Source organism: Pseudonocardia wallangbongensis (genome assembly GCF_054486945.1).
The window spans coordinates 426,908-446,865 of the sequence record NZ_JBRERS010000005.1 but is presented as its reverse complement, the minus strand read 5'-3'; the positions used below and the strand labels follow the sequence as shown (position 1 = coordinate 446,865).

Annotated in this window: 20 protein-coding genes and 1 tRNA gene; 14 read left to right on the top strand and 7 right to left on the bottom strand. The window is 72.2% G+C overall.

Translation table 11 applies throughout. The features are described 5' to 3' along the window. Nucleotides 1-47: 47 nt before the first annotated feature. The 5 genes from ACU436_RS21140 to ACU436_RS21120 all read left to right on the top strand — a co-directional run bounded on the left by ACU436_RS21140 (nucleotide 48) and on the right by ACU436_RS21120 (nucleotide 3,645). Nucleotides 48-689 carry a TetR/AcrR family transcriptional regulator gene (locus tag ACU436_RS21140; RefSeq protein ID WP_459027801.1) on the top strand — a complete coding sequence of 214 codons (642 nt, stop codon included), beginning with the start codon at nucleotides 48-50 and terminating at the stop codon, nucleotides 687-689. Between the two features lie 18 nt (nucleotides 690-707). After that, nucleotides 708-1,100, top strand: a complete 393-nt coding sequence (locus ACU436_RS21135; RefSeq protein WP_459027799.1) for a hypothetical protein — start codon at nucleotides 708-710, stop codon at nucleotides 1,098-1,100. A gap of 41 nt (nucleotides 1,101-1,141) precedes the next feature. Continuing rightward, a complete protein-coding gene (locus ACU436_RS21130) occupies nucleotides 1,142-1,768 on the top strand; it encodes an ATP-binding protein (protein WP_459027798.1) in 627 nt (208 codons plus the stop codon). Nucleotides 1,769-2,028: 260 nt separating this feature from the next. After that, nucleotides 2,029-3,021: a serine hydrolase gene (locus ACU436_RS21125; RefSeq protein WP_459027797.1), complete on the top strand. Its 993-nt coding sequence runs from the start codon at nucleotides 2,029-2,031 to the stop codon at nucleotides 3,019-3,021. A 39-nt stretch (nucleotides 3,022-3,060) separates the two neighbouring features. Continuing rightward, on the top strand, nucleotides 3,061-3,645 hold the full coding sequence (locus ACU436_RS21120) for a nucleotidyltransferase family protein (RefSeq protein ID WP_459027795.1): 585 nt from the start codon (nucleotides 3,061-3,063) through the stop codon (nucleotides 3,643-3,645). Here the strand turns inward: ACU436_RS21120 and ACU436_RS21115 are convergent. Continuing rightward, nucleotides 3,634-4,395: a dienelactone hydrolase family protein gene (locus ACU436_RS21115; protein WP_459027793.1), complete on the bottom strand. Its 762-nt coding sequence runs from the start codon at nucleotides 4,393-4,395 to the stop codon at nucleotides 3,634-3,636. The genes ACU436_RS21120 and ACU436_RS21115 overlap by 12 nt on opposite strands. A gap of 90 nt (nucleotides 4,396-4,485) precedes the next feature. Here ACU436_RS21115 and ACU436_RS21110 point away from each other — a divergent pair, with 90 nt between their 5' ends. Further along, a complete protein-coding gene (locus ACU436_RS21110; protein WP_459027791.1) occupies nucleotides 4,486-4,995 on the top strand; it encodes a GNAT family N-acetyltransferase in 510 nt (169 codons plus the stop codon). Between the two features lie 798 nt (nucleotides 4,996-5,793). On the opposite strand, the gene ACU436_RS21105 is transcribed toward ACU436_RS21110, so the two are convergent. Beyond that, nucleotides 5,794-6,777 (bottom strand): serine/threonine-protein kinase, encoded by a 984-nt coding sequence (locus ACU436_RS21105; RefSeq protein ID WP_459027789.1) that lies wholly within the window; start codon nucleotides 6,775-6,777, stop codon nucleotides 5,794-5,796. 210 nt (nucleotides 6,778-6,987) lie between these two features. Between ACU436_RS21105 and ACU436_RS21100 the strand changes: the two genes are divergently transcribed. Next, complete coding sequence (locus ACU436_RS21100; RefSeq protein ID WP_459027787.1) at nucleotides 6,988-7,461, top strand: ATP-binding protein; 474 nt, start codon at nucleotides 6,988-6,990, stop codon at nucleotides 7,459-7,461. Between the two features lie 100 nt (nucleotides 7,462-7,561). Here the strand turns inward: ACU436_RS21100 and ACU436_RS21095 are convergent. Further along, nucleotides 7,562-7,634: transfer RNA gene (locus ACU436_RS21095), tRNA-Lys, on the bottom strand. 412 nt (nucleotides 7,635-8,046) lie between these two features. Here ACU436_RS21095 and ACU436_RS21090 point away from each other — a divergent pair. The 7 genes from ACU436_RS21090 to phoU (ACU436_RS21060) all read left to right on the top strand — a co-directional run bounded on the left by ACU436_RS21090 (nucleotide 8,047) and on the right by phoU (ACU436_RS21060) (nucleotide 15,647). Further along, nucleotides 8,047-8,508 carry a superoxide dismutase gene (locus tag ACU436_RS21090; protein ID WP_459027785.1) on the top strand — a complete coding sequence of 154 codons (462 nt, stop codon included), beginning with the start codon at nucleotides 8,047-8,049 and terminating at the stop codon, nucleotides 8,506-8,508. 21 nt (nucleotides 8,509-8,529) lie between these two features. Beyond that, nucleotides 8,530-9,666, top strand: a complete 1,137-nt coding sequence (gene dusB, locus ACU436_RS21085; RefSeq protein WP_459027783.1) for a tRNA dihydrouridine synthase DusB — start codon at nucleotides 8,530-8,532, stop codon at nucleotides 9,664-9,666. A gap of 57 nt (nucleotides 9,667-9,723) precedes the next feature. Further along, nucleotides 9,724-10,494 (top strand): GGDEF domain-containing protein, encoded by a 771-nt coding sequence (locus ACU436_RS21080; protein WP_459027781.1) that lies wholly within the window; start codon nucleotides 9,724-9,726, stop codon nucleotides 10,492-10,494. A gap of 132 nt (nucleotides 10,495-10,626) precedes the next feature. Continuing rightward, on the top strand, nucleotides 10,627-13,266 hold the full coding sequence (locus ACU436_RS21075) for an LCP family glycopolymer transferase (protein ID WP_459027780.1): 2,640 nt from the start codon (nucleotides 10,627-10,629) through the stop codon (nucleotides 13,264-13,266). A 244-nt stretch (nucleotides 13,267-13,510) separates the two neighbouring features. Beyond that, nucleotides 13,511-14,062, top strand: a complete 552-nt coding sequence (locus ACU436_RS21070; RefSeq protein ID WP_459027778.1) for a dihydrofolate reductase family protein — start codon at nucleotides 13,511-13,513, stop codon at nucleotides 14,060-14,062. A 204-nt stretch (nucleotides 14,063-14,266) separates the two neighbouring features. Continuing rightward, a complete protein-coding gene (gene phoU, locus ACU436_RS21065) occupies nucleotides 14,267-14,923 on the top strand; it encodes a phosphate signaling complex protein PhoU (RefSeq protein WP_459027776.1) in 657 nt (218 codons plus the stop codon). Nucleotides 14,924-14,987: 64 nt separating this feature from the next. Next, the gene (phoU, locus tag ACU436_RS21060) at nucleotides 14,988-15,647 is read left to right on the top strand and encodes a phosphate signaling complex protein PhoU (protein ID WP_459027774.1); all 660 of its coding nucleotides are present in this window, start codon (nucleotides 14,988-14,990) and stop codon (nucleotides 15,645-15,647) included. A gap of 24 nt (nucleotides 15,648-15,671) precedes the next feature. Here the strand turns inward: phoU (ACU436_RS21060) and pstB are convergent, their stop codons facing one another. From pstB to pstS, 4 genes are all read right to left on the bottom strand, one after another. Further along, nucleotides 15,672-16,451: a phosphate ABC transporter ATP-binding protein PstB gene (gene pstB, locus ACU436_RS21055; RefSeq protein ID WP_459027772.1), complete on the bottom strand. Its 780-nt coding sequence runs from the start codon at nucleotides 16,449-16,451 to the stop codon at nucleotides 15,672-15,674. 13 nt (nucleotides 16,452-16,464) lie between these two features. Beyond that, nucleotides 16,465-17,553, bottom strand: a complete 1,089-nt coding sequence (gene pstA / locus ACU436_RS21050; protein ID WP_459027770.1) for a phosphate ABC transporter permease PstA — start codon at nucleotides 17,551-17,553, stop codon at nucleotides 16,465-16,467. Then, entirely contained in the window at nucleotides 17,553-18,455 is a 903-nt protein-coding gene (pstC, locus tag ACU436_RS21045) for a phosphate ABC transporter permease subunit PstC (protein WP_459027768.1), read from the bottom strand. The genes pstA and pstC overlap by 1 nt, the downstream gene beginning before the upstream one ends. A gap of 185 nt (nucleotides 18,456-18,640) precedes the next feature. Continuing rightward, nucleotides 18,641-19,765, bottom strand: a complete 1,125-nt coding sequence (pstS, locus tag ACU436_RS21040) for a phosphate ABC transporter substrate-binding protein PstS (RefSeq protein WP_459028181.1) — start codon at nucleotides 19,763-19,765, stop codon at nucleotides 18,641-18,643. Nucleotides 19,766-19,958 lie beyond the last annotated feature (193 nt).

Below are 19,958 nucleotides of genomic sequence, written 5' to 3'. Positions count from 1 at the left end.
CGGACCGTATCAGCTTTTGCAACGGTTGCAACAGAAGGTCGAGGCGCATGGCCGATCATCGGAAGGAACGGACCACGACCGCGCTGCTGAAAGCGGCGGAGACGCTCTTCCGGGAGCGGCCCGTGGACGACGTGACCGTGGAGGAGATCGCCGGGTCGGCGGGCGTGGCCGTCGGGTCGATCTACAACCACTTCGGCTCGAAGGCGGGGCTGCACGCCGCCCTCGTCGAGCGTGCGCTCCGGGCCGACCGCGACTTCATGGACCGGGCGTACGGATCCGCCGGCTCACCGGTCGAGCAGATCCACGCCGCGGCCGAGCAGTACCTCGCGTTCTACCTCGCCCACCCCGAGCACTTCCGGATGCTCGCCTTCCCCGGCACACCGGGCCGGTACGCCGCGGGTCAGGAGCTGTCCGAGCGGTTGGCCCGATCGGTCGACGAGCAGAACCAGCGGCTGGTCGAGGCGATCCGCCGCGGCGTCGCGGCAGGCGAGCTGCGCGCCGTCGACCCGGACCAGGTCGCGACCGTCCTGTGGGCGGCGTGGAACGGCATCATCAGCCTCGCCTGGCGCCCCGACTCGTTGCGCCGCGACCACGCCCAGCTGCGCACGCTGCTCGAGACCGCCACGGACGTCGTCGCCGACGGCCTCCGCGCACAGCGCCCCGGCGCTATGGCAGCCTGGGAGACATGACCTCGATCAGAAGGGCCCGTGCCGCGTAGGCCTCCAGCCCGCGTGCGGGCGCTCAACCGGCGCCGGTCCCGCCCCACCCCGATCCGCGGCGTACCGATCTCCACGAGCCGCGCCCTCGACCGGCTCGACCGGCCTCGGCTCACCTCCCTCGCGATCAACGACGAGCTGATCGTCTGGGGTCGCGTCGCGCAGAAGCCACGGGCCGTCCTCGCGAGGGAGGGCAACGACTGGATCCGCTTCGTCGGCCCGCTGGCGCGCGACCCGCTCGAACAGGCTATTCGCGCCCTGCCGCGACGACAGCGCGCGCCACTCCGTCGCCGAGTCGCCCGGCTCGACGCCCTGTTCGAGGAGAAGACACTCAACAACCCCCTGGCGGACCCGGCGCTGCCCTGGTGGTCCAGGCGGTGGTGAATCCTCGCGGAATCCCGCGGCCACGATGAGAAGGTCTCGTCGTGCCGCCCTCCGCTCGCCCGTGGCAGAGCACCACGCACCGCTGGGATCAGGCCGTCGACGAGCAGCACGTCGAGGAGATCCGCAGCTCGCTCGGCGTGTTCGCCGCCGGCGGCGTCACGCACCTCGTCCTGGAGGTCGTCGCCTACGCGGCGGACGAGGCCGCAGCCCAGGGCGTGGCCGGGCGGTGCGCCGTGCAGCTGCACGCCGACGGCTGCGTGCTGGTCAGCGACAACGGCCGCGGGACCGACACCCGCGTCGACCCCTCCGGACGCCCACTGCGGAAACCGATCATGGGCACGAAGGACCTCCGGTTCTTCGACTCACCCGACCCGCCCGGGCTTCCCGACGGCCGGCCGCGAAGGGGCATCTCGGTCGTCGCGGCTGCCAGCGAGTGGCTCGTCCACACGAACCGGCGCCGAGACGGGGCGTGGACGCAGGAGTACCGGCACGGCCGCCCGGCGGTCGAACTGGCGGCTGTCCCTCCGAACGGGACGACCGGCACGACCGTCCACTTCCGCCCGGACGACTCGGTCGGGACGGCGGCGGACGCCGATACGAGCGAGATCGCCGCGCTCACGCTCGCCTGGCGCCCGCACCTCGCCGTGCGGGTCGAGGACCTGAGGTGAGCGATCCTGCCGTCCCGGCAGCGGTAGAAGACGTGCTCGACGAATGAGATCGGCCGACCGGTGGCCGGTATCCGCCAAGGCGACTTCGACTCCAACTCCTGCCACAATCCCGATCGATGGTGGCGGATCGCGGCTCGAGGCTCCGGCGACCCGCCCTCCTGCTCGCCCTCATCCCTTCCTTCGTCATCACCGCGTGCGTCGGCCCGCCGGAGAGTCCGCCGGACGGCCCGTGCCCAGCGGCCGCGTCGAACGTGGCGACCGTGGACGGCTGGGTGGGCTACCTCGCCGCTCACCCTGCTGACGTCGCGCTGGTCGTCGACGACGGGCGCGGCACCCGCGTCGAACACCGGCCGCACGAGGTGCAACCGATGGCGTCGGCGAGCAAGGCGCTGAACATGGTCGCCTACGCTCGCGCCGTCGCCACGGGCGCCGTTTCCCCTGACGAACCGGTGCGGGTCGGCGACTGGGAACGCTGGGCGGTCGTCGGAGGCGGCGAGGACGCCCACACCCGCGCCCTGGACAACCTGGGCATAGCACGAGACGGCACGCACGCCCGCGATCCGGATCGGACGGTCACCCTCGACCAGCTGGCCAACCAGATGATCATCTGGAGTGACAACGCCGCGCCCGACTACCTGCGAGACCGGCTCGGAGACCAGGCGCTCGTCGACGCCGCCGAGTCCGTCGGCTGGGATGATCCGGAGCTCCCGAGCACGACGGGCCTCATCGCGTCGTTCTTCGCCCCGGAGCTCCTGCCCGCATCCACCGACCGCGCCGCACGGCGGACCGCGGAATGGCAGATCGCTCGTCGGTACGCCTACGACCCCGGGTTCCGGGCCGACCTGGACTCACGCCCGGTCCCGGCGGGTGCGGACGAGCCGGAGTTCGTCGACGGCGGGCCCGGCGGGACCGCTGCCCAGCTCGCCTCCCTCTGGTCGGCCGTCGGGCACGGCACCTTTCCCGGTGCCGACATCGCACGCCGGATCGCCGAACAGGATCCCGACCCGGGACCGGGCCTCCTCGGCGTCGGTGTCAAGGGCGGGAGCTCGCCGGGTGTACTGGCGCGCGGAACGGAGATCCGCCGCGACGACGGCACCGTCGGCGTCGCGGTACTCCTCGTCCGCAGGATGAGCCCGGACGACACGGCCACGATCACCCGGTCCAGCCAGGCGTTCAACGACTTCCTCACGGCTGCGGTGCAGGACCGGTCGACGTTGGAAGCGCTGCGCTGCTGGGCCCCGCAGCCCGGATGATCTCGATCCTCGACGGGGCGCTGCACCAGACTGCCGATCGTGGATCAGCGTGCCCGCTTCCTCGACCTCGTCCAGCGGAACCCGGTCAACGCGGCGATCCTCGAGCGCGGGCCCACGCTCGGCGCGCCGGACTGGTGGCTGACCGCCGGCGCGGTGTTCCAGACCGTCTGGAACGTCCTCGACGAGCGCGATCCCGGCGCCGGGATCGCCGACTACGACCTCTTCTACTACGACGCCTCGGACCTGTCCTACGAGGCCGAGGACGTGGTGATCCGCAGGGCCGCCGCGCTGTTCTGCGACCTCGGGGTGCCGGTGGAGGTCCGCAACGAAGCGCGCGTGCACCTCTGGTACGAGTCGCGCTTCGGTGTCCCGGGGGTGCGGTTCACCAGCTCGGCGGACGCCATCGATCACTTCGCCTCGACCACGTGCTGCTTCGGCGTCTCCCGGACGCCGGGCGGCGAGCTGGTCGACTACGCGCCCCACGGGTACGCGGACCTGTTCGGGATGCGAGTGCGTCCGAACCCGCGACTGGCGCCGCACACGGTCTACGAGGCGAAAGCGCGGCGTTGGCAGCGGGAATGGCCGAGCCTGGTCGTCGATCCCTGGCCCGGCTCATCCCGGTAGGGGAACGCACTCGGCCAGGAGGTCGACGATGTCGCGCCAGGCCCGCTCCGCGTGCATCTGGTGGTAGCCGACGCCGGTCAGCACGGTCTGGCCGTACGTTCCGTCGGATCGCAGCGTGCCGTCCGGGTTGGTGGGCGGGTGGTGGAAGGCGTGCAGGGCGCCGCCGTAGACCGTGAGGCGCCAGTCGACGCCCGCGGCCTGCATCTCGGCGGCGAACGCCTCCCGCAGCCCGGGCGGCTGGATCGGATCCTCCGACCCGACGCCGGCCCACACCGGGCAGCGAATCCGTGCTGCCTCGCCGGGCCGGCCCGTCAGCACCGCGTTGACCGTCCCGATCGCGCGCAGCTCGACCCCGTCGCGCCCGAGTTCCAGCGCGATCGCGCCGCCGGTGCCGTAACCGATGGCGGCGATCCGATCGGGGTCGGTCCGCGGTTCGGCGCGCAGGACGTCGAGCGCCGCGTGGCCGATCCCCCGCATGCGGTCGGGATCCGCGAGGAGCGGCATGCAGCGCGCGAGCATCTCCTCGGGGTCGGCGAACCACTTCCCGCCGTGGATGTCGAAGGCCAGCGCCACGTACCCGAGCTCGGCGAGGGCGTCGGCACGCCGACGCTGGAAGTCGTTGAGCCCCGTCCCCTCGGGCCCGACCAGGACCCCGGGCCGGCGGTCGGAGCCGGCGGGGATCGCGAGGTGCCCGACCATCGTCAGGCCGTCGGCCGGGTATGTGACCGTACGCGTCGTGACCTGTGCCATGAGCTGGACGCTAATGACCACCGAGGCCGGTCGGGCCGGGGTTCACCACCAGCAGAACGACGATCGGCGGACCCGGAAGGAGACGTCACGATGAGGCCCCGAGTCCCCGCACCGACCCGGCGGCTCTCCTTCACCGAGATGACACCGGACGACATCGACGACATCGCCGCGCTCCTCGGCGACCCTCTGGTGATGCGGTACTACCCGCGACCGAAGGACCGGGAGGAAGCTCGCGCCTGGATCGACTGGAACCAGCGTCTCTACCGGGAAGAGGGCTTCGGGCTCTGGCGGGTCACCCTCCGCGCGACAGGGGAGTTCGTCGGCGACTGCGGCCTGACGCCGCAGACGATCGAGGGCGTGACGGACATCGAGATCGGATATCACGTCTGCCTCCGCCTCCAGGGACACGGCTACGCCACGGAAGCCGCGGCAGCGTGCCGGGACCACGCCCGGGATCTGGGCATCAGCCGCCTGATCGCGATCATCCATCCGCGGAACACGCCGTCGCAGCACGTGGCGGAGAAGATCGGCCTCGGCTACGAGCGGCCGGCCTCGGCCCGCACGGGCCAACAGGTGTCCGTCTATGCGACGGCCCTGTGACGGGGGAGCGCTCCTCCGCACGCCCTTCACGACGAGCCGATGGCGCCCCGACCGCGCCTGGACCTGATCTCGCGCCACTCCGTCGTCTGGTGGCAGCGCGGGCCGTCCGCACCTTCGAGGATCGGCCGGTCCCGCGCGAGACCGTGCACGCCATCATCGACGTGGCGCGGTGGACCGGCTCGGCGCGCAACCGGGTCGCCGGAGGGTCCTGTTTCAGCCGACGTCGACACGAACGAGCGGAGTCTCGGCACATTCACGTCACGACGCGCTGCGGCGCGAATTCCCGCGGCCGCTGTTGCGCCATACGGGTCACATCGATCCAGCAGCACAAATCGCACTCCGCAACATGGGTGCCGATGATGTCGGCAGAAGTTCCGGGAGGCGGCATGTCGCGTTTCCGTGGGACGTTGGACGGGTATTCCACCGCTACGCGCGGCCAGTGGTCCCCCACCTCGTTCTGGCCATGCGTGGGATGTCTCGCCGCCCGGCGGTCCCCTCCCTCGGGCGGCGAGACGTCGCCACCGGCGGGCAGAACCGAGACCCACCACGATGCCCTGGCCACCACCGAGTCGGGCGCGGTTGCGGTCTGCCTATGACACGTCGCCCACCTGGTCGTCCCGGTACTCCGTGTCGAGCGGGCCGGGGTTCGCCAGAATTCGCTTCTTCTGCGCCGAATGAGGAGGCCCGACCGGCTCACCGCCCTCACGCATGGTGTCGTTCAGCGGGCTTCTGCTTTGCATTTCCCGGTCGGACAATTCGCGGGCCGTGCTGTCGGCGCTGTTCGCTCGCGGACGTGGTTCACAACCCACGGCTGGTGGCACTGCGACCGGCGGTACCGAAGGTGAGTCCGCGGAGCTGGTCGACGATCAGACCTTGCCGCCGCTGCAGATACCGGTGCCGGCGGTGGCGGCCCGCCGGTGTGACCGCCGGTGGCGCCGTCAGCTTCCTGGCAACCTCGGCGGCGGCCGGACGCTGCTCGGGATCGTCAGCGGTCATGGCCCGGATGAGCCGGCCGGGATTGGCCGGCACCGCCTCGGGAACCACCGGTGGCCGCTGTAGCCGCGCCAATGCCGACTCGACCAGCGGGCCCGGATACTCCCGGCGCCCGGTCAATGACTCCAGCAGCACGAGACCCAAGGCGTAGACATCGGCGGCGGGGCCGACACGTTCCCCGCGAACCTGCTCGGGGGACAGGTAGGCGGCCGTTCCGACCATGGCGCCGTTCGCCGTCGTGGCGGTGCGGTCGACCGAGACCGCGATCCCGAAGTCCGCCAGCCGCGCCCGCCCCTGGTCGAGCAGAACGTTCGCCGGCTTGACGTCGCGGTGCACCACCCCGCTGGTGTGCACGTACGCGAGTGCGTCGGCCAGCTCCGCGCCGATCCGACACACCATCCGAGGCGGCAGCACAGGGCCGGCGTGGATCCGCTCCGCCAGACTCGGTCCCTCCGCCAGATCGGTCACCACCCACGACACCCCTTGCTCGACGCCCGCGTCCCGCAACCGCACCAGTCCTGGATGACGCAACCGGGCGAGCAACGACAACTCCTGGGACTGCCGGCGCACATCCTGCGCTGACGCCCCGGGTCGAAACTGCTTGACCGCGACCACCGCTCGCGACCGCAGGTCGCTGGCCCGGCGGACCACCGCCGACGAGCCGACCCCGATCACCGGCCCCAGCGCATACCGGCCGTGCAGCACATCCCCTGGCACGGCCATGCCGGGTCCGGTCGTGTCAGGCGTAACCGCATCAGGCTGCTGCTCCAACTCATGATCGACGGTCATGCCGATCCGTCCCCCACCAGGTGACCACGTATGCGCCGCTGGGCTAGCCGCCCGGTCGAACGGTGTGGCAGCCGGGTCGAGCGGTCGTTCGTCGGCGCTCAGTGGACGACGAGGTCGAGGAACGGCTCGGCGCGCTCGCAGGAGCTCGCGGTCGGGATCCCGCGCCGTGAGGTTGGCGTAAGCCGCGTGGGAACCGGGAACGTCGAACACATGATCCGGCAGAGCGAGGAACGGCCAGTTCCGCACAGACCTTCGCCCGGCGCCGGTGACGAGGCGCCGGTGCTGCAGATCATGCTCGTGGCCGACACCGCAACGCCATCGCGGGTGCGACGCCGGTTCCGGCGTTGGCTCGATGGGCTGGGCTGGCCGCGCGACCACCGAGACGACATCATCGTGGCGGTCGATGAGGCCACGGCCAACGTCGTCGACCACGCCTACCTGGGCCAGCGGGCGGGGCCCATCTGGATCGTTGCGCGAGAGCTGGCCGCGGGTCTGCGCGGCCATCGGCATGTGGAGATCACGGTTCGGGACTGGGGGCGTTGGCGGCCGGTTCCTGCTGACCCGGGATTCCGTGGTCGGGGGATCGCCATGATGCAGGCATTCATGCGCCGGGTTGATCTCCGTTGCCGCGACGACGGGACCGAGATCGTCTTGCGCAGTCCTGCGGTGCAGTTCTCCCAGTAGGTCGGCGTCCAGCGCATCCGCGCGGCCCATCGGGGCGGCTGCACAGGGGCCTGCGTGGCAAGCTTGCCATCGACCAGGCATATCGCCTGCTCGCAGCCTGTGGGCCCCCAGGGGATCGAACCCTGAACCCGCGGATTAAAAGTCCGCTGCTCTGCCGATTGAGCTAGAGGCCCGTGGCACCCCAGCGTAGCCGCACGTGGCCGCCACCCCGGCGATCACCACGACCCGCACACCGGCGCGGCGCCGGCAGCATCGACGTGCTGCTCGCCGCGCTTGCGCGTGGCCGATGCCGCCCGAGCGGCCTTCACACGTCGCCCTGGCACCGGCGGCGGGCTGCTCGCGCCGATCATGCCGCCATTGGCCCAACGGCGGGCACGGACGGCAACCATCCACCGACCTGCGGATACCTCGGCCGGAGTAACGCAGGGTCAGTTTCAGCAACGCTTCGCAACCACCCATCCTGGGGATATGCGACCCCGTCACCTGCTCCCCGGCGTGCTCGGCGCCCTGCTCGCGGCCGGTTGTGCGACCCCGGAGACAGTTGTCCAAACGGCGGCCTCGACCACACCGTCACACACCATCCAGGTGAGTGAGACGTTCCAGAGCGGTATGGGCCCGGCCGTCACCTACGACGAGGGGCTGGTGCCGGCGGGCGCCCGCGGTGCGGTGCAGTCGCGGTCCGGGGAGGGCACGACCACGGTGATGCTGGCCGTGCGTGGGGTCGAGCGGAACCGCGTGTACGGCGCCCAGGTGTCCATGCAGCCGTGCGGCGCGGCACCCGACGACGCGGGCGCGCACTTCCAGTACTCCGCCGACCCGGTCCAGCCCAGCGTCGACCCCACCTTCGCGAACCCCCAGAACGAGATCTGGCTCGACCTCACCACCGACGACACCGGCGCGGGCAGCGCCGAGTCGACGGTCGCGTGGACGTTCCCGAACGACCGGCGCCCCAAGTCCGTGGTGCTGCACTCCGACCAGACCTCCTCCGAGCCCGGCGACGCCGGCGCGGCGGGCGCTCGCGTCGCCTGCATTTCCGCCGACTTCTGACGTCGGGGACAATGGGGCCTTGTGAGTGCCCCGACCGTCGTCCGTCCGCTGCGTATCGGATCGTTCGTGTCCGAGACGCCGGTGGTGCTCGCTCCCATGGCCGGCATCACCAACCCGGGCTTCCGGCGTCTGTGCCGCGAGCAGGGGGCGGGCTTCTACGTGTGCGAGATGATCACCTCGCGCGGGATCGTCGAGAAGAACCCCCTGACGTTCCGGATGATCGCCTTCGACGCGGACGAGCACCCGCGGTCGATGCAGCTCTACGGGGTCGACCCCGCCGCGATGGGGCTGGCCGTCCGCATGATCGTCGAACGGGATCTCGCCGACCACATCGACATGAACTTCGGCTGCCCCGTCCCCAAGGTCACGCGCCGGGGCGGCGGGGCGGCGCTGCCGTACAAGCGCAGGCTGTTCGAGCGGATCGTGCGGGCCGCGGTCGAGAACGCCGGACCGCTGCCGGTCACCGTGAAGATGCGCGTCGGCATCGACGACGAACGCCACACCTACCTCGACGCCGCGCGCCGCGCAGCGGACGCCGGAGTGGCCGCGGTCGCCCTCCACGCGCGCACCGCGGCGCAGCGCTACTCGGGCACCGCCGACTGGTCGGCGATCTCCCGGCTCCGCGACGCCATGCCCGCGGAGCTGCCGGTGCTGGGCAACGGCGACATCTTCAGCGCCGCGGACGCGCTCGAGATGGTCGCGCGCACCGGCTGCGACGGCGTCGTCATCGGCCGGGGATGCCTCGGCAGGCCGTGGCTCTTCGGCGACCTCGAGGCCGCGTTCGCCGGGCGCCCGCTCCCGGAGCCGCCCAGCCTGGGCCGGGTGGCCGCCACCATGCGCCGGCACGCCGTGCTCCTCATCGAGCACATGGGGGACCACAAGGGCATCCGCGACATGCGCAAGCACATCGCGTGGTACCTCAAGGGCTTCCCGGTCGGCCCCGAGCTGCGGCGCAGCCTCGGCATGGTGAGCAGCATCGGCGAGCTGGACGACCTGCTCGCCACGCTCGACCCCGACATCCACTTCCCCGCCGACGCCGACGGCCCGCGCGGCCGGCAGGGCTCGCCGGGCCGCGTGGTGCTGCCGGAGCACTGGCTGGACGACCCGGACGACCCCACCGTCCCCCTGGGCGCGGAGCTGGAGCATTCGGGCGGCTGACCGATCCGACGGGGTCGCGGCCTCAAGGAAGGGCGCTCGGGCGTCGACACAACTGGCATGACGATGCTGGACGCCCCCAGGCGGGAGCACGTTCCGTCCACGCCCGGAGCGGCAGGCGCGGCGTGGCACACGGCGGCGGCGGAGGACCTCGCCGCTGACGGCCGCTGGGAGCAGGCCTACCAGCACCTCCGCACGGCCGTGCGGCTGCTGAACGGTCGGTCCGGGGTCGAGGAGCTCGACCGGTTGCGCCGCGAGCACGCCGAGGCCAGGGAACAGTGCCGCCGCGACAGCCTCACCGCCACCTACAACCGCCGCTACCTCGACGAGCGGCTCGTTGCGCTGGTGGGCGAGCCGGGCGGCGTCGGAGCGGCCGGGATCGCGGTCGCGCTGCTGGACGTCGACCACTTCAAGCAGATCAACGACACCTACGGCCATCCCTTCGGGGACCGCGTGCTGCAACGGCTCGTCGCCGTGATCGACTCGAGCCTGCCCGAGAACGCGTTCTGCGCCCGGTACGGGGGCGAGGAGTTCGCGATCGTCATGCCCGGCTACGACCGCCACGAGGCGGTACGGGTGTGCGAGACCGTCCGGGAACGGGTCGACGGCCACCTGTGGCCGGAGCTGGCGCCCGGGCTCCGCGTGACCGTCAGCATCGGTGCCGCACACGGGTTCGGGCCGGTGACCGGCCACGACGGTCTGGTCGACGCGGCGGACCGGCTCCTGTACGCGGCGAAGCACTCCGGGCGCAACGCCGTCGCCTTCCACGACGCCCACACCGGGCACGCGCGGCTCGCCGGGGCGGCCGGTGGCCGCCGGTCGATACCGTAGGCACCGGTCGTCGCACCCCACTGCGGTCAGGGCACCCCCGCTCCGTAAGCTCGAATCGAGACGTTGAGGGGCGGGCTCGGGCGAGTTGTTGCCCGTGCCCGCCCGCCTTCTGTTGGTGCCGAGGAGGTGGGCGTGGAGGACGGTCCGTACCGTGCTCGGCGCCCCACCGGCGGGCGCAGGGGCGCCCAGGAGGATCCGCAGGACGTCCTCGCCCGGCACGGTCTGCTCGGCTCCGACCTCGACGCACCGCCCCCCGGAAGCCGCGCCGCCCGGCGGCGGGCAGCCGAACGGGACTCCTCCCCCGTCGGCGACAGCGGGCGGCATGCCGTCGACGTTCCGCCGGGCAGGCACGGAGCCCCGCGGGAGGACGGTCACCGGTACCGGGCCGACGCCCCAGTGGCCCCACCGGCTCGTGGTGGGGGTCGCAGGCACGCTCCCGAACCGTTCGACGCACCCGGGGGGCGCCGGAACGGCAGCGCCCCCGATCCCGACCTCCCCGCCGCAGGCGGCCGCAGGCGGCTCGCCGACGACTTCGACGAGCCCGCCGCGCCGCGCAGGCGCCGGGCAGCGGGTCCCCCGGACGAGTTCGCAGGGCCGCGCAGTCCCGAGCCCCCGCGCGGTCGGCGGCACCTCGATCCCGGACTCCGCGACGATCCCGGCGCACCACCCCGCCGGCGACGCGCCGACGACGCGGACGATCCGCCGGTGGCCCGCCGCGCACCGAGGGAACGGGCCCGCCCACCCGGCGTCGGCCCTCCCGCGCGGGCCGCCCGCCGCGACCCCGTCGACGCACCGAACGGCGAACGGCGCCGTTCCGTCGAGCAGTCCGCGACCACCGCCCTGCCCGCCACGGCCGCCGGTCGACGGCGCACCGCGGATCCCGACGCCGGTTCGCCCGCGACGACGGCCATCCCGACCGGCGGCAGGTCCCGGCCACGCCGCCCCGACTCCACGACGGACGCGCCCGCGGCCACCACCGCCATCCCCACGGCACCCCGCCGCCGCCCGAGCGAACCCGGCGCCACCCGCCGGCCCCCCGCCGAACCGCCGGACCGCGCCCCGGCCCGGGGTTCCCGCGCGCGCCCGGCCGAGCCCGCGACCACGGCGCTGCCGGCCAACGGTCGCAAGACCCGCACCGATGCACCCGAGCCCGCGGCCACCACCGCCCTGCCCGCCGCACGGAGCCGCCGCGGCGGCGCGACGAACGCGGAGGCGACGGTCGCGGCCCGCAAGGCCCCTGCGGACGGCGACGGGGACGGCCGGTCCGACCGAGAACTCGATGCGCGTACGCGCGCGATGCGCATCGACGAGACGCTCACGCGGATGACCGCCGCCCACGCCGGGGTGACCCTCGCCGTGACCGATCGTCCCGCCGAGGAGCCCCTCGCGCCGCCACCCCGGCGTGGGGCGGCCGCCACCGCCGGGCGCCTGCTCGCCGGGGCGCTGGCGCTCGTGGTGCTCGCCGCCACCGCATTCGGCTGGGGCACGAAGACCTGGCTGGGTTCCGCCGTCCGCGACGCCGACGCGCTGGATCCGAGCTCGAGCGCCGTCGTCGACGCCGCCGCCCAGGCCGGGGACGAGAACGTGCTGGTCGTGGCCACCGCACCGGCCTCCGACCCGACCGAGCCGCGGGCCGACACGGTCGCCGTCGCGCACGTCCCGGACAGCGGCGGCCCGGTCACCGTGCTCGCGTTCCCCCTCGACCTGGAGATCAACCGGCCGCCCTGCGAGACGTGGGACGCCGGCACTGCGACGTACCGGACCGAACCGGTGCAGGCGGAGGCCCGCACCCAGCTCGCCAGCGCCCTCGATCTCGGCGGACCGCGCTGCATCACGCGCGTGGTGCAGCAGCTCAGCGGCCTCGCCATCACCAAGTACGTCGGCATGAACCTCGCCGCCGTGCCGGCGATGACCGACGCGGTGGGCGGGGCCGAGATCTGCGTGCCGCGCCCGGTGCTCGACGGGGTGCTCGGTCCCGTCGTGCCGGATCCGGGTCCGAACCGGCTGGAGGGCGTGCGCGTCGCCGACTTCGTGCAGGCCGGCGACGTGGAGGGCGAGCCTTCCCCGGAGTACGGGCGCATCGAGCGGCAGCAGAAGGTGCTCGCCGCGGTGCTCGACTCGGCAGTGTCGGGCACCGCGCTGCTCGACGTCGGGCGGCTCATGGCGCTGCGCCCGACGCTCTCCGACGCCGTGCTGGCCGACGGGGCCGGTATCGACCAGGTGCTCGCGCTCTCGATGACGCTGCGGCGCCTCGACTCCGACGGCGTGCGGTACGCGGCGGTGCCGACCGCTGAGCGCAACAGCCGCGGCAACGCGGTCCTGCGCGACACCGACGCGGCCGCCCTGTTCTCGGCCGTGCGCGGCGACCAGCCGCTGCCCGCCGACGCCACGGACCCCGGCGCCGGAACCGCGGGCCCCACCCCGAGCGAGGTCACGGTGGAGGTCGTCAACGCCTCCTCGCGCTCCGGGCTCGCCGGCGAGGTGAGCGAGACGTTGAGCTCGCTCGGCTTCGACGTGGGCGAGCCCGGCAGCGCCGACCAGCCCACGTCCGAGACCGTGATCCGGTTCTCCCCGGACCAGGCGGCGGCCGCCGAGGTGCTGCGGGCCACCGTGCCGTCGGCCACCGAGGTGCCCGACCCCGGGAGCTCCAACGTGCTGCAACTGGTGCTCGGCCAGTCGTTCGACGACGTGGTCCGGGCCCCGTCGGAACCGATCGCGCTGGCCGCCCCCACCGACGAGGCGCCCACCGCGCCGGCCGTCACCTGCACGTGACCTACGAGCGCGCCCCGGCATACACCACCCCGCGTGCGCGGAGCACATCGTGGACGTTCGAGCCAGGCAAGAATCTGACGCTGATGGCGCGAATCAATCTTGTTGGACCGTGGCTCGGCCTGTCAGGCTCCTCGCCACCCAGGAGGTCCAACGACATCCGCTGATGACGACGTGGCACAGCGCGGCCGGCCCGCCTGGAGCACCCCTTTCCGACCCGCCGCCACCGACCGGGAGAAGCCCCGCCGTGCGCAAGATCATCACCTTCACCCACGCCACCCTCGACGGCTATATCGACGACCCGCACGAGTGGTCGTTCCAGTACTCCGACGAGGAGTTCCAGGACTACGGACTCACGATGACGCTTGCTGCCGACGCACTGCTGCTCGGCCGCATCACCTACGAAGGCATGGCCCAAGCCTGGCCCACCAGGGGCGGTAACCCCTTCGCCGACCACGTCAACTCGATCACCAAGTACGTCGTCGCCTCCCGGCCGGTCGATACCACGGCCTGGGATCCGACCGTGGTCGTCGCCGGCCCCGACCTGCTCGACGAGGTCAGCCGACTGAAGCAGGCCGACGGCGGCGACATCGTCATCTGGGGCACCGGCCGGCTGACCGACGCCCTCGCCGCGGCCGGCCTGCTCGACGAGTACCGGATCTGCACCTGCCCCGTCATCAAGGGAGGCGGCGAGCCCCTGTTTCGCCCTGCCAGCACCGGCACCGTCGAGCTCCTCGACACCAAGATCTTCGCCACCGGCGCCGTCGTCCACGCCTACCGGCCCACCTCAGCCCTCTGACCCGAGCCCGGTGGTGGCCGCCGCGGTCGTGGTCGAGCAAAGGCCCGTAGCCCGAGGAGCCGCCGCAGCCACCGTCCGACCTTCTGCGGGTCGCGGGCCGCCGCTCGCTACGGCCGGGTCCTTCAGCACACTCCTGGCCCGACGTTCACCGCGGGTTCACCCGCCCGCGCGGTCGTTCGTCCGATTCGGCACTACCCTTGGGGGATGCGTGACGTCTACCAGGAGCAGCTCGACGATCTGGCGAATGCCCTGGCGAGCATGTGCACCCAGGTGGCCGAGGCGATGAGCAAGGCCACGCAGGCGCTGCTGGAGGTCGATCTGCAGCTGGCTGAGGAGGTGATCTCCGAGGACATCCGCATCGACGAGATCCGCGCCTCCGCCGAGGAGAAGGCGTTCGCGCTGCTCGCCCTGCAGGCGCCGGTGGCCACCGACCTGCGGATCGTGGTCTCGGCCATCCACGGCGCGGGTGACATCGAGCGCATGGGCGACCTCGCGCTCCACGTCGCGCAGGCGGCCCGTCGCCGCCACCCGCACCCGGTGCTGCCCGCGGAGGTTGCGCCGTACTTCGCCGAGATGGGCCAGGTCGGCGTGGAGCTGGCGAAGAAGGCGGGCGACGTCATCCGCACCCGCGACCTCGCCCGGGCCGCGGAGCTGGAGACCGACGACGACGCCATGGACGACCTGCACCGGCACATGTTCACGGTGCTGATGGACCGCAACTGGAGCCACGGCGTCGGCCCGGCCGTCGACATCACGCTGCTGGCCCGATTCTACGAGCGGTACGCCGACCACGCCGTGGCCGTCGCGCGGCGGATCGTCTACGTCGTCACCGGCCAGATGCCGGGACCGCTCACCGTCTGAGTGGTTCATCGGTCGTTCATCCAGCCGCTGCTGTTGCCTGACCAGCTGCTCATAGGCTCTCCCCGTGCCTCCCGCCCCGTTGCCCCAACAGCTGACCGAGCTGTCCGAGCTGCTCGGCCGGATGTGCACGGCCGCCGCCGGCGCGCTCAACCGCGCCACCGCCGCCCTGATCGAGTCACGGGAGCGGCTGGCCGTCCAGGTCGTCGCCGGCGACGAGGTGATCGACGTGCTCCGCGCGCAGGTGGAGGAGCTCGCGGGCGACGCGCTGCTGTTCCACGGCCCCGTCGCGGGCGACCTGCGGGCGGTCGTGTCCGCGATCCGCACGGCGGGCGACGTCGAGCGGATGGGTGACCTCGCCCTGCACGTCGCCGAGGTCGTGCGGATGCGGCACCCGGAGCCGGCCCTGCCCCCCGAGGTGCGACCGGCGTTCGCCGAGATGGGCAAGGTGGCTGTGCAGCTCGCGCTCAAGGCGGCCGAGGTCGCGCGCACCCGCAACGTGATCCTGGCCGCCGAGTTGGACACCGACGACGACGCCATGGACGTGCTGCACCGCGAGATGATGGAGGTGCTGATGGACGAGCGCTGGCCGCACGGGGTCCGCGCGGCCGTCGACGTCACGCTGCTGGCGCGCTACTACGAGCGCTTCGCCGACCACGCGGTGGTGGTGGCGCGGGAGACCGTCTACGCCGTGACCGGCCAGGAGCCCGACACCCTCCCGATCTGAGGGCGCCGGCTTCCTGGATTGTGATCAGCCGAACCGGCCGGAGACGTAGTCCTCGGTGGCCTTCTCCGTGGGCTGGGAGAAGATCGTCTTCGTCTCGTCCATCTCCACGAGCTTGCCGGGCTTGCCGGTCCCCTCGATGTTGAAGAAGCCGGTGTAGTCGCTCACGCGCGCGGCCTGCTGCATGTTGTGCGTGACGATGACGATCGTGTACTCCATCTTGAGCTCGTTGATCAGGTCCTCGATCGCGAGCGTGGAGATGGGGTCGAGGGCCGAGCAGGGCTCGTCCATCAGCAGCACGTCCGGCTGGACGGCGATGGCCCGCGCGATGCACAGGCGCTGCTGCTGCCCGCCGGAGAGGCCCGATCCGGGCTTCTCGAGCCGGTCCTTGACCTCGTTCCAGAGGTTCGCGCCGCGCAGCGACCTCTCGACGAGCTCGTCGGTGGCGTCCTTCTTCAGCTTCTTGCTGTTGAGCCGCATCCCCGCGATCACGTTGTCGTAGATCGACATCGTGGGGAACGGGTTGGGCCGCTGGAAGACCATCCCGATCTGGCGGCGGACGCCCACCGGGTCGATGCCGGGCGCGTACAGGTCCTGGCCGTCGAGCTCGAGCTTGCCCTCGACCCGCGCGTTCGGGATGACCTCGTGCATGCGGTTGATCGCCCGCAGGTAGGTCGACTTCCCGCAGCCCGACGGCCCGATCAGCGCCGTGACCGTCTTCGGCCGGATCAGCATGTTGACGCCCTCGACCGCGCGGAACGAGCCGTAGTAGATGTTCAGGTCCTTGGCTTCGATCGCCTTGCCCATGATGTCTGGTCCTTTACCGGGTCTTCGGGGCGAACAGGCGGGCGATCGCGCGCGCCACCAGGTTCAGCAGCATGACGAGGATGATCAGCACGAGCGCCGCCGTCCACGCGCGGTCCACGGACGGCTCCGGCGGGACCCCGGGCTGCGTGTACGAGTAGTAGGCGAACACCGGCAGCGTGGACATCCGGCCGTCGAACGGGTTGAGGTTCAACCCGGTGGTGATCCCGACCGTCACGAGCAGCGGCGCCGTCTCGCCGATCACCCGGGCGATCGCGATCGTGATGCCGGACGCGATACCCGCGATCGAGGTGGGGATGACGACCTTGAGGATCGTGCGCCACTTCGGCACACCCAGCGCGAACGCCGCCTCGCGCAGCTCGTTCGGCACGATCTTGAGCATCTCCTCGGTGGACCGGACGACCACCGGGATCATGAGCACCGACAGCGCGACGGCGCCGGCGAACCCGAGGCGTGCACCCGGACCGAGCAGCAGCGTGAACAGCGCGACGGCGAAGAGGCCGGCGACGATCGACGGGATGCCGGTCATGACGTCGACGAAGAACGTGATCGCGCGAGCGAGCCGGCCCTTCCCGTACTCCACCAGGTAGATGGCCGTGAGGGCGCCGACCGGGATCGACATCAGGGCCGCGAGCAGCGTGATGATCAGCGTGCCCATGATCGCGTGGTAGGCGCCGCCGCCCTCGCCGACGATCCCGCGCATCGACCAGGTGAAGAACTGGGCGTCGAACCGGGTGATGCCGTAGCCGACAACGGTGATCACCACGCTGAACAGCGGGATGAGCGCGACGAGGAACGCCGAGGTCACGATGATCGTGACGAGCCGGTCGGTGGCCTTGCGCCTGCCCTCGACGACGCGGGAGAGCAGGTAGAGGCCGACGGCGAACACCACCACGGTGCCCACCACGAACAGGCCGATGCTGAAGCCGGTGATCGCGAGGAGCCCGCCGACGACGACGGCCGCCGCGGCGAGCGCACCGGGTGTGGCAAAGCGCGGGAGCTGCCCCTGCCGCTCGAGCCCCCGGAGCCCGGGCGCGAGGTCGACGCCGAGGTCGGAGCCCTTGCGATCGGTGTCGATGGACATCAGTTCGCTCCCGAGAACTCGCGGCGTCGGTTGACGATGTAGCGGGCGAGCGAGTTGACCGCCAGCGTGACGAGGAACAGCACCAGGCCGGACGCGACGAGCGTGTTGTTCTCCAGCCCCGTGGCCTCCGGGAACTCGAGCGCGATGTTCGCGGCGATCGTGGCCGGGTTGCCGTTTCCGATCAGGTTGAACGTGATGCCGCCCGACACGGACAGCACGATGGTGACCGCCATCGTCTCGCCGAGGGCGCGCCCGAGGCCGAGCATCGCGCCGCTGATGATCCCGGAACGCCCGAAGGGGATCACCGCCATCCGGATCATCTCCCACCGGGTGGCCCCCAGCGCGAGGGCGGCCTCCTCGTGGAGCTTGGGCGTCTGCAGGAACACCTCGCGCGACACCGCGGTGATGATCGGAAGGATCATCACCGCGAGCACCAGACCGGCGACGAACATCGTGCGCCCGGTGCTGGACACCGGGCCGGCGAACAGCGGGATGAACCAGAGGTACTCGTTCAGCCATGTGGTGAGCCCGACCGAGGCCGGGGCGAGCACCAGGATCCCCCAGAGGCCGTACACGATGCTGGGCACCGCGGCCAGGAGGTCGACGAGGTACCCGAGGCCCTGCGCGATCCGGCGCGGCGCGTAGTGCGTGATGAACAGCGCGACGGCCACCGCGAGCGGGGTGGCCACCACGAGGGCGATGAGCGCGGCCACCAGCGTGCCGAACACCAGCGGGCCGATGTAGGCGACGAGGCCGTTGCCGCCGGGGATCTCCTCGGCGGGCGCGACGATGGCCGGCACCGCTTCGACGATGAGGAAGGCCGCCACTCCGGCGAGGACGACGAGGATGAGAACGCCGGCCGCCGTGGCCGAGCCCGAGAAGATCCGGTCGCCGCGCTGCACGACGGGCTTCGCCGGACCGGATGCCGCGTCTTCTGTCGCCGGGGCAGGCCCCGGGCTGGTATCGGTGGTCACTTCGTCCCTTCCGACGACACCGTGATCGGCTCGCGGGTGGCGGCGCCGGAGAGCCCGGGCGGTTCCATGATGGCCACTGCCCGGGCTCCCCGACTACGTGATGGTGGTTGCACTCAGCTCCCGGCGGAGATGGCGTCCACAGCGGGCTGGTACTGGCTGCGCTGCGCGTCGGTGATCGGCGCGCTGCCGGCCGCGTCCGCCGCGGCCTGCTGGCCCTCCTCGCTGATCACGTAGTTCAGGAAGGCGTGCACCGCCCCGGCCTGCGCCTGGTCCTGGTAGGTCGTGCACGCGATCTGGTAGGAGACCAGCACGATCGGGTAGTTGCCCGACTCCGTGGTGTCGCGCGCGAGGTCGATGGCGAAGTTGTACTGCCCCTTGCCGGCGACCCGCTCCGAGCTCTCGACGACGGCCGCGGCCGCCTCCGGCGTCGGCGGCACGAACTCGCTGCCGACCCCGACGGACGCCTTGCCCAGGTCACCGGCCTGGCTCTCGTCGGCGTAGCCGATCGTGCCCTGGCCACCCTTGACCGCGTTCACCACACCGGAGGTGCCCTGGGCGGCCTCGCCGCCCTGGACCGGCCAGTCGCCGCTCGCCTCGTGCGGCCAGTCCGCGCCCGCCGCGGCAACGAGGTACTCCGTGAAGTTCTCGGTGGTGCCCGACTCGTCCGAGCGGTTCACCGGCGTGATCGCGGTGGCCGGCAGCTGCACCCCGGGGTTGTCGGCGGCGATCGCCGGGTCGTTCCAGGTGGAGATCTGGCGGTTGAAAATCTTCGCGACCGTGGCCGGCTTGAGCTTCAGGTCGGTGACGCCCTCGAGGTTGTAGACCACCGCGATCGGCGAGATGTACACCGGGATCTGGACGACGTTGTCGGGGCCGCCGCACCGCTGCTGCGCCAGCGGGAGCTCCTCGTCGTCCAGGGCGGCGTCGCTGCCGGCGAACTGCACGCCGCTGGCGACGAACTGGTCGCGCCCGGCGCCGGAACCGCTCGGGTCGTAGTTCACCGTGGCGTCCGGGGCCACCGAGTTGAAGGCCGCGATCCAGGCCTGCATGGCGGCCTGCTGCGAGCTCGCGCCCGCCCCGGAGATCTGGCCGGAGACGTCGCTCGCGGCAGGGGCGCTGCCACCACCGCCCGCGGGCGGCGCCGCGGCCTCGTTGGCCGCGCCGCAGCCGGCGAGCAGGATGGCGCCGCTGGCGGCCACGCCGACCGCGGCGAGTCGGGCACGGGAGCCGTGCCGCAGGGTGTTCACCTGTGTTCCTCCGTACGTGGATTCCCGTGCAACGGGTACGCGGCTCGGGGGCCGCACGCCGGGAACGGTAGGTAAGGCCGATGGACGGACCCCGCCGTTCAGGTGAACGAAGGATGAACAGGCCCCTCAAGTGAGGCAATGCACTCGCGGAGCGCAGATCGTGATCTGGCCGTGACCTGCGTCG